The organism is Stieleria sp. (assembly GCF_041595215.1).
Classification (GTDB): domain Bacteria; phylum Planctomycetota; class Planctomycetia; order Pirellulales; family Pirellulaceae; genus Stieleria; species Stieleria magnilauensis.
This window is the reverse complement of record NZ_JBFHKV010000319.1, coordinates 1-8,004: the sequence shown is the minus strand read 5'-3', so window position 1 is coordinate 8,004 and position 8,004 is coordinate 1. Positions and strand designations below refer to the sequence as shown.

Here is an 8,004-nt window from a genome sequence, read left to right as displayed (position 1 = left end):
GTGATTCTGCCAGATTCATTTTGCCGTGCTTAGAGCGCACCGAGCAGGTCGGCAGACAAATCGTGCAGCGAAGGAAGCTGTCGATCGGCGATGACAAAGTGCGTTTGATCGGCGGCGGCCGCTTCGGGAATGACAATGGTTTTCATCTGAGCTGCTTTGGCGGCCAGTAGCCCGATGAACGAGTCCTCTAAGGCGAGACACCGGAAAGGCTGGACACCCAGCGCATCGCAGGCGTTGAGGTAGACTTCCGGATGAGGCTTTGAGTACCGCAACTCCGCACCCGACACGATCGCTTGGAAAACGCCATGCAGATCGAGCGCGTCGATCGTCGCCTGAATCAACGTCATCGGTGACGATGACGCGAGTGCGAGTTTCAATCCTGCCTGTTGGCAAACGCTGATGGCCTGGTTCAATCCGGGCATCGCGGGCTTGTGCGTTTGCACCAGTTCGATCACCCGGTCGACGATTCGGCTGCAAACGTCTTCGCAACTGACCGATTCCCAAGGCGTCTGTTCGTAGCACCGTTGGACAATCTCGTCGACCCGCATTCCCGTCGTGTCGATCGTGTCTTGGCGGGTGATGGCGACGCCGATCTGGGCAAAAACCTCAAGTTGAGCTTCTTGCCAAAAAGGTTGTGAGTCGATCATCAACCCGTCCATGTCAAACACGGCTGCTTCAATCATCATGCGTTGCACCCTTCGACTCTTTCGCTGTTTGATCTGCTGTTTGATCCGCTGCTGCGGTCTTCTTGGGTTGGGGTGTTGCCTGGTCGCTCGACGGCGGCAAGATGGTCATGCCGACAAAGTCCACCGTGCCTCGCTTGGAGAGTTCCCGAACACGCAGGGTCACAGACTCAAATTGTACGGTCGCGCCGATCGCTAGCTTGTCTTTTGGAAGCCGCCCACGAACCAGCTCGTCGAGCGTCGAATCGGCATCGCCGTCCAGCTTGATCTGGTAAAACTGCTCCAGTTCACTCACGCGGACGGTTCCCCGCAACGGAAACTCCAATTGCGGCGGTAGGCCCAGGCTCTGGTGATCGCGATGTGCAAAGACACTGTCGACCAAAGAACGCACGTTGGGGCGCAGGACGACGATCACATGATCGCCGCTCTGGAGTATCGAACGGCCTTGGGGCAAGACGGTTTGTTCGTTTCGAACGATCAGGGCAATGACCACGCCTTCGGGCAAGGCCAAGTTCTTGATCTGTGCCCCAGCCGCTCGGCATTCGTGATCGACGAAATAGTCGACGATGTCACTATCGACATTTCGCAGTGAACTGATCTCAAGGGTCACCGGGGGCGGCAGACGTGTCGGCACTTCGAGTTTTAAGTAGCGGGCGACGGCGGGCAACGTCCAACCCTGAACCAGAGCGGAGACAAGCACCACGAAGAAGACGACATCGAAGATCAACGACGCACTCGGCAGATTGGCCAACATCGGAAAGGTTGCCAGCGTGATCGGGACAGCTCCTTTGAGCCCCACCCACGACAAGAACGTCAATTCCTGGCGAGCGAACTTGAACGGAGCGGCGCAAAGGAAAACCGCGATCGGTCGGGCGACGAAGATCAACACGGCCGCGATCGCCACTGCCGGTATCGCCACGTCCAACAGCCGACTCGGGAAAGAGAGAATCCCCAACGCCGTAAACATAAGGATTTGACAAATCCATGCCATCGCATCGTGGAACAGCAAAATACCCCGGTGGAAAACGGGGCGTCGGTTCCCGATCACGATGCCGGTCAGATAGACCGACAAAAAACCGCTGCCGCCCAGCGCCGCTGCCAATCCGAATGAAGACAGACCCAGCGCGGTCGCCAAAACAGGATACAGCCCGGCGGCTTCCAAACGAATGTGTCGTAACATCAAGGAGCCGACCCAGCCGACGAGCAGTCCAACGATCGCACCCAAAACGATCTGGTTGATGAACAACACCAGCAACCCGACTCCGAGCGGCACGGCATTGGATAAGACTTGGATCAGACCGATCGTGAGAAAGATGGCCATCGGGTCGTTGGAGCCACTCTCGACTTCCAGCGTGTTGGCCAATTTGGGGCGGATATGGACGCCACCGCCGCGCAGCACCGAGAACACGACCGATGCGTCTGTCGATCCGACGATGCTGCCCAGCAACAAACCCTGAAGAACAGAGAGCCCCAAAATCCACGAGGCCGCTAAACCGGTGATCAGTGCCGTGATGAACACCCCTACCGTCGCCAGCACTCCCGCTGGCTTCCATGCCGACTGAATCGAACCGTAGGGTGTTCGGATGCCGCCATCAAAAAGAATGATGCACAGTGTGGCCGTGCCGATTCCGTGAGCGAGCGAGTAGTTCTCGAACTCGATTCCGCCGATGCCCTCCGATCCCGCTAGCATTCCCACCATGAGAAAGACGAATAGGACCGGCACGCCCATGCGGGCGGAGAATTTGTTCGACGCAATTCCCAGCAACAGCAAAACGCCGGTGATGAGGATCAGTGATTCGATGCTGAGCATTGACGAACGGAATCGCGATGGAAAGAGATCTTAAAGGTCCAGTCTAGGGAAGAGTGATTTCTGATGAAAGTGGCGTAAGCTTCCCGCTTGCGATTCCGGTGAACGGACGTTGCGATCTCGCGGCCACCAACCTGCCTACGCCCAGGCAGGCAGGTTGGGTAGGAAGGCGATTGGAGAAGCAACCGCCATTGAAAATGAAAACATCACCTGTTCAACGCATGGAAAGTTGAAGCGGACGAACCTCAAGTCAACTTTACTTTGCCAGGGATCGCGTAAGCGGGCTCGGGGAGTTCGCCGTTCCAATCCAAGTGTGCCGGGAAAAGGTCGAGCGTCGATTCTTTGCTCATGAAATCCCAAGTGACTTTTTGTCCGGTGTAGGCGGCCATCCGCCCCATCACAGCGGTCAGCGAACTTTCGGCGGTCTGCCTGAATTCGACAATCGGCTCGCCGGATCGGATGGAATCGACCAGGTCTTTGTGTTCTTGTTTGTAGGCGTCGGCAATGCTTCCCTTCATCGACCACAGCTCTTTTCCGTCGCGGTCGGTGATGCGTGATCCACCACTGCCCGCATCGATCGTGGCAATGCCTTTGCTGCCGTAGATCACGTTGCCGTTGTCGCCCTGAGTCCCAGGGATTTGGCGACAGGTAAACGACAGGGTGCGGTTGCCAGGGTAGGTGTAATCGATCGACATGCTGTCCCACATCTCGCTGCCTTCGGGGCGAGTGAACCGGCCGCCGCAGCCGTACGCGGTTTCGGGAGCAGACCCCATCACCCAGTTCATTGCGTCGATGTTGTGGACCGCTTGTTCGCAGATTTGATCTCCGGCCAGCCAGTTGAAGTGCATCCAGTTGTAGATTTGGTACTGCGTGTCGGTCATGCCGTCCTTGCGGTTCTTGAACCAAATTCCGTTGGAGCAGTACCGACTGGTGGCGCTGATGATGTCGCCGATCAGCCCTTCGCGGATTTGTTCGACGGCTCCCATGTAGTTGACTTGTCTGCGGTACTGCGTGCCGGTCACGATCGCGGTTCCGTTCTTGACGGCTTCGTCGTGGGTTGCCAGGCAGGTTTGATAGCCTGCGGCGTCGACGCAGGATGGTTTTTCACAGAAGACGTGTTTGCCCGCTTTGACCGCTTCGCTTGCGTGCAGGGGATGGAACCCGGGCGGAGATGCGATGAGCACCAGGTCGACATCGGGGTCTGACAGTACCTGCTTGTAGGCATCGAGTCCGGTGTGGATTCGTTCTGGTTTGACATCGACTTTATCGCCGTGTCGTCGAGACATGGCGGCCAGTGTTCGTTCGCAATGATCGCGGTCCAGATCAGCCAGCGCGATCAGCTGAACGTTCTCATTGATGGTCAATGAATCATTGATCGCCCCGGTACCGCGTCCTCCCGAACCGATCAGTGCGATCTTGACGACTCGCTTGGGATCACGACTCTCGCCATCGGATGCGTGCAGGCCTTTCGTCGTGGTGTTCGCCATGATTGCCGCCGACAAGGCACTCCCGCTCAGCAAAGCGGTTCGGCGATTCGGTGTCGATGAAGTCGGATTGGATTGGTGCATATTCATTTTTGTCCAAGGTATGGAACGTGGGATCCGAAAGGGTTAGTGGTCACTCAACGAACGCAGCGGAAAGAGTTCTGTCAAAAGGTCTTCACGGGGATGCCCATGCCCGCGATGCTGCACAAAGGCCTCGGCGGCTTCGGTTCCGAATTGGCGGCCTCGATCGATGCAGTAGTCGCGCATCATCGACAGGTACTCGTCAATGCCGTTGTGTGCCTTCAACCATTCGCGTTGACTCGCGTGACAGGCCAACATTTCGGTCTTGCGGTCAAGCTGTTCAGTGATGTCCACGCAGACCGTCGGCTCGATCGGATTGCCCATGCGATCCACACCGCCGTGCCCGTCGCAGTAGTACAGGTACGGAACGGTAGAGCCTTTCTTCAATGGAACCGCCGATGCGTTCGGCGCCGCGTAGACGAAACTCGCCGCCCGTCCAAGCTGACCGGTGACCTCATGGTCGGCGTGGTAGTCGGACAACGGCATCGTGATCACAAGCGTCGGCGCGATCTGACGAAACAGATCGATCGTTTGCTGCAACGAGTCGCGGTCATAAACAACTCGGCCGTCGGGTTGCCCCAGGCAATGAAAGCTCAGTCCCACGGACTCGGCTGCGCGAGTCCCTTCGGCGATCCGTATTTTTGCAATTTCTTCGGGTGATCCCTCCAGTGCCCCGCAATCACCCGCCGTGGTGGTGGCGATGTGAACGTCCCAGCCGGATTCAGCAAGTCGGATCAAGGTGCCGGCACAAGTGATTTCGGCATCGTCGGGATGCGCCATCAGTGCTAACGCAACTCTGCGATCCGGTTGGTGATTGGTAGGGGACACGAAGCGAGCCTCGTTGGGAACGGGTTGTTTCAGGCTTCCAATGATCCTCTTTTTGCCAACGGTTTCCTCCTCTCCGTTCGCATGATCTAATACAATATGTGCGCATGGATGTTTTTTATTGTCGTTTGCAGGCGCGTCTTTGCACGAATGCGTACTTTCTGTGCGCATCCCAAACGCATGCCAGAGTGTGCCCATGAAGCCCTCCTACGAAAAGCTGGTCCCCTCTTCGGGCGAATCGTTTCGCTGCTTCGACCGATCTGCGCTGCGTTCGCCCGTGAAGTGGCACCGCCATCCCGAAGTCGAGCTGACCTACATCGCCAACGGCTCTGGTTCTCGGATCGTCGGCGATCACATCGGCAGCTACGGCGATCACGACCTGGTACTCAGTGGTTCGCAGCTTCCTCACACTTGGGCGTCGGACGAGTATCGCGGCCAGCCCTATGATCGACACGCGGCGATTGTGCTCCAGTTTCATCCGGATTTTCTTGGACCTGATTTCTTTTCCTGCGTCGAAATGGAAGTGATTGCGAGGCTTCTGGAGCGAGCCAAGCGAGGGCTTTGGTTTCCTGAAGACGTCGCCGTCGAAGTGGGCCGCCGCATGGAAGCACTGATCAATGCGGTGGGACCTTCGCGATTGATCGGACTGCTATCGATCCTCGATTTGTTGTCTCGCTGCAACGCGGCCAAGACGTTGGCGAGTGAGCACTACCGATACCTTGCTGTCGGCGTTGCAAACGATGCCATGGAAACACGCATCCAGACGATTTGTGATCACATTGCCGGCAATCTTTCCAATCCTGAACTCAGCCATCATGAATTGGCGGACTTGGCTGACATGAATCCGTCCGCGTTCAGCCGCTTTTTTAAGCAGTCAACTGGCCGCACGGTCTCTGCCTACATCAACGAGTTACGCATCGGGCTCGCCTGTCGACTGCTCTGCGACAGCAACGCTGCCGTTGTTTCGATTTGCCATCAGGCCGGATTTTCCAATCTGTCCAACTTCAACCGCCGGTTCCGGCAGCTTCGACAGATGACGCCGCGAGAATACCGAACCCGGTTCCGCACCTCGATTTGATTGGCCCGACTTCGCTTCGCCATCACGGTGCATTGCCGGCATGGATGGGCGACGTTCATTGCGACTGATTGGTATTTCCAATGGATTACAAGGTCGACTAACTTGCCGGGTATGTGATGGTTCAACCGAATACGGAATGTTGGAGTCAAGGTCGATGGATAAGATTCGCCGAGAGGAGTTGATTTCGACGTACCGTGACGGCTTGCTCGACGACACGCTGCCGTTTTGGATAAAGCACTGTGTCGATCGAGAGCATGGCGGTTTCATGATGTCGCTTGATCGTGACGGCACCGTCATCGACACCGACAAGGGCGTTTGGCAGCAGGGACGCTTCACTTGGCTGCTGGGGGAACTTTACAACAACGTCGAGCAACGGCCGGAATGGCTCGAACTGGCTGAGCACGGTGCACAGTTTCTCGACGATCATTGCTTTGATCCCCGTGACGGTCGGATGTGGTTTCATGTCACCCGCGATGGCAAACCGATTCGTAAGCGACGCTACGCATTCTCCGAAAGTTTTGCCGCGATCGCGTTCGGGGAATTGGCCAAAGCGACTGGCGACCAACGATATGCCGAAAAGGCGAAACGGACGTTTCAACGTTTCATTGACCACAACCTGGATCCACAGGGCATCGATCCCAAATTCACCGACACACGTCCCCTGCGTGGACTCGGATTTCCGATGATCACGATTGCGACCGCCCAAGAGCTACGTGAGTCGATCGACTTACCCGAGGCCAACGAGTGGATCGACCGCAGTATCGAAGACATTCGGCGATTCCATCTCAAAGAGGACATTCAGTGTGTGATGGAGACGGTCGGCCCCAGCGGCGAGATCATCGACCATTTCGACGGCCGCACGCTGAATCCGGGGCACGCGATCGAAGGCGCCTGGTTCATCATGCTGGAAGGCAAGCTGCGTGGGGATGGCGAACTGATTCGCACCGGCTGTCAGATGCTCGACTGGATGTGGCAGCGGGGCTGGGACCCGCAGAACGGCGGCATGCTCTACTTTGTCGACGTGAATGGCTTGCCGGTTCAGGAATACTGGCACGACATGAAATTTTGGTGGCCACAGAACGAAGCGATCATCGCCACGCTGTTTGCCTCTCTGCTTACGTCCGACCCCAAGTACGAACGCTGGCATCGGATGATTCACGACTGGACCTACTCGCACTTCCCCGACGCGGATCACGGCGAATGGTTCGGCTATCTGCACCGTGACGGTTCCATCAGCTCGACCTTGAAAGGCAACCTCTGGAAAGGCCCCTTCCATCTGCCCCGGATGCAGCTCGTTTGTTGGCAACTGCTTGCCGAATTCTCACGATTGCAGTGATTGCTGCGGGCCAACGACGAGGAGATCAAGCGAGTGTGGTGGCGTGGATGTCGCGTGCCACTGAGTTAGTCCCGGCCATGATTGATCGCTGGGGGCAGCGTCGTCGAAATCGACTGTCCCTTTTGGCTCCAGTACTGGAGGAAATCGGCGACCGTGACGCCGAATGGTGATTCGGGCGCGACGCCATGTGGCTTGGCACCTGCGGCATGCTCTTGGATCGAATAGCCGAAGTAATGACTGATCCAGCCGTCGACGCGATCTTTACCGCCCTCGATGAAGCGATCCATGTCATCGATTGAGCAATTCAGCGGGAAGGTTTCTTCCACGACGAGCGGCTTGCCGATGTCGTACACCGCCAGCGCGGCGAGGTCCTGATCGAGTTTGTCCTTGCCGGGGTAAGCATGAATGCTCACGAAGTCAAAGTGCTTGGCGATTTCGGGGGAATAGAAGAACGGCTTGGCATTGGGCCAGACCATCGCCCAGGGGATCACACCGACGGTGATGGGCGTCTGCGCATCCTGCTCTCGAATCGCCGCTGTCAGCATCGCGACCCACGCTTCGGCGATTTCGCTGCGCGTTCGCGTGCGGCCTGTCGATTTGGTCGATCTTTTGGATTCAATGCGATCACGCCAGCCCGACGCGTCAGCGAGGGGCGCCGCGTGGCCCCTTGCTGACGCGTGCGGGCTTGCATCGACAGGCCGCGTGCCTGG

The 8,004-nt window shown here is 57.4% G+C and carries 6 protein-coding genes and 1 pseudogene; 2 read left to right on the top strand and 5 right to left on the bottom strand.

Annotated features, from left to right (window positions below; translation table 11 throughout):
• Window positions 1-29: 29 nt before the first annotated feature.
• From hxpB to ABX749_RS14010, 4 genes are all read right to left on the bottom strand, one after another.
• The gene (hxpB, locus tag ABX749_RS14025; RefSeq protein ID WP_372896522.1) at window positions 30-686 is read right to left on the bottom strand and encodes a hexitol phosphatase HxpB; all 657 of its coding nucleotides are present in this window, start codon (window positions 684-686) and stop codon (window positions 30-32) included.
• Window positions 676-2,493, bottom strand: coding sequence for a potassium/proton antiporter (locus tag ABX749_RS14020; RefSeq protein WP_372896521.1), 1,818 nt, complete (start codon window positions 2,491-2,493; stop codon window positions 676-678). Before ABX749_RS14020 ends, hxpB begins: the two co-directional genes overlap by 11 nt.
• Window positions 2,494-2,735: 242 nt before the next feature.
• Window positions 2,736-4,064, bottom strand: coding sequence for a Gfo/Idh/MocA family protein (locus tag ABX749_RS14015; RefSeq protein ID WP_372896520.1), 1,329 nt, complete (start codon window positions 4,062-4,064; stop codon window positions 2,736-2,738).
• Between the two features lie 36 nt (window positions 4,065-4,100).
• On the bottom strand, window positions 4,101-4,835 hold the full coding sequence (locus ABX749_RS14010; protein ID WP_372896519.1) for a PIG-L deacetylase family protein: 735 nt from the start codon (window positions 4,833-4,835) through the stop codon (window positions 4,101-4,103).
• A gap of 241 nt (window positions 4,836-5,076) precedes the next feature.
• Between ABX749_RS14010 and ABX749_RS14005 the strand changes: the two genes are divergently transcribed.
• The gene (locus ABX749_RS14005; RefSeq protein ID WP_372896518.1) at window positions 5,077-5,958 is read left to right on the top strand and encodes a helix-turn-helix domain-containing protein; all 882 of its coding nucleotides are present in this window, start codon (window positions 5,077-5,079) and stop codon (window positions 5,956-5,958) included.
• A gap of 154 nt (window positions 5,959-6,112) precedes the next feature.
• Entirely contained in the window at window positions 6,113-7,294 is a 1,182-nt protein-coding gene (locus tag ABX749_RS14000; protein WP_372896517.1) for an AGE family epimerase/isomerase, read from the top strand.
• Window positions 7,295-7,359: 65 nt separating this feature from the next.
• Here the strand turns inward: ABX749_RS14000 and ABX749_RS13995 are convergent.
• Window positions 7,360-8,004: pseudogene (locus tag ABX749_RS13995) on the bottom strand (hypothetical protein); the annotation flags it as partial.